The following is a 1466-nucleotide window of genomic DNA, read 5'->3' on the forward strand; positions in this document are numbered from 1 at the left end:
GAGCATGTCCCGAGTCGCGTGGAATTTGGGTGACGATCCACGATGAACTCTAGGCGGCGGCACCGACAGATTTGGTGTCGGCGCCGGTGTCGGGGTGAGCGTGTCGGCGCAGGGCGTCGACGAGCTGGGGCATCTGCTTGTGGCCCTTGATGCGACGGAAGGATCGTTCGGCGTTGAGCATGCCGGCCGCGGTCCAGCGCAGCACCATCTGCCCGTCGCGCCAGCGGGTGACGTTGCGATTGGTGGTCCGGGCGATGGAGATCATCGACTCGACCGGATTGGACGTGGTCAACGTCTTGGCGAGGCGGCCGTCGATGCCGAGGCGGGCGACAGTGAACATTTCCTCCAGCCCCTCGCGCAGGCTGGCGGCCGCACTGGGATAGTTCTTACCAAGTTGCCCGGCAAGGCTTTTCGCGTTGCGCAACCCGGTGTCTGGGTCAGGGTGGGCGAAGGCCTTGACCAACTTGGCGTCCACCCAGGCCTTGTCCTTGTCGGGCAGATGATCAGCGACATTTCTCCGCTTGTGCAAGGTACATCTTTGGATGAGGGCCTTGGCGCCGAACACCTCACGCACCGCCGCGGACAGCGCCTTGGCGCCGTCGCAGACGACCAGCAGCCCATCGTCGATGGCCAGGCCGCGCTCGACCAGGTCGGCCAGCAGCGAGCGGACCACGGTCTTGTTCTCCGTGGAGCCGTCCCACAGCCCGACCGGGACCTTCGTTCCGTCGGCGGTGATCGCCAGCGCGACCACCACGCACCGCTGGGCCATGTGCTCCCCATCCAACATGAGCACCTTGATGTCCAGCTCGCTCAAGTCGCGGCTCATCAGCTCGCCCAGCGCGGTCTCGGTCTGGCGCACGAATCGGCGCGAAATCGCCGAGCGGCTAGTCGATTTCGCCTCCTCGCCGACCTGGGCGCCCACCGGCTCCGCAGTGCGGGCGTGCCGGCGGGTGGCCACCCCGGCCAGCATCCGCTCCATCACCACCTGGGTCAGCAGGTCATCGGCGGCGAAGTGCGCATAGGTGCTCAGCGCCACCTCGCTCCCATCCAGAGTGCGTGCCCGCGGCCGGGCCACCGGCACCCGCCGACCACCAAGGGTCACCGACCCCTTCCCACTGCCGTGGCGCACCGAAATCCGGTCAGCGTCGTGCTTGCCCTTCGGCCCGCACGCCGCGGCGATCTCGGCCTCAAACATCGTCTGCATCACCGCCATCCCGGCGGCCACGCTCATCGCCAACAACCCCTCCCGGGCCGCCCCGGCGATGCTGGTCATCGCCAGCCGGATCTCCTCCGGCAGCTCAGGCAACCCGGCGGCGTCGGTCGTGTCAGCGAGGCGAACAGTAGGTACGGTCTTCATGGCGGTCCCTTACTCCTTCTTCGAGGTGTACTTGGTCGTTCACCCGAAGACCTACCATCTGGCGGGCATCAGGTGAGGGACCGCCACCTCAAATTCCACGAAGACCGGG

Annotated in this window: 1 protein-coding gene; it reads right to left on the reverse strand. The window is 67.1% G+C overall.

Annotation, left to right across the window (positions count from 1 at the left end; genetic code table 11):
- Positions 1-49: 49 nt before the first annotated feature.
- On the reverse strand, positions 50-1357 hold the full coding sequence (locus HPC46_RS34370) for an IS256-like element ISMtu1 family transposase (protein WP_006242193.1): 1308 nt from the start codon (positions 1355-1357) through the stop codon (positions 50-52).
- Between the last annotated feature and the right edge of the window lie 109 nt (positions 1358-1466).

The organism is Mycolicibacterium vinylchloridicum (genome assembly GCF_013404075.1).
In the GTDB taxonomy this organism is placed as follows: domain Bacteria; phylum Actinomycetota; class Actinomycetes; order Mycobacteriales; family Mycobacteriaceae; genus Mycobacterium; species Mycobacterium vinylchloridicum.

Excerpts from the sequence above, each read along its gene's own strand:
- HPC46_RS34370 (WP_006242193.1), bottom strand. The coding sequence starts at position 1,357 with ATGAAGACCGTACCTACTGTTCGCCTCGCTGACACGACCGACGCCGCC.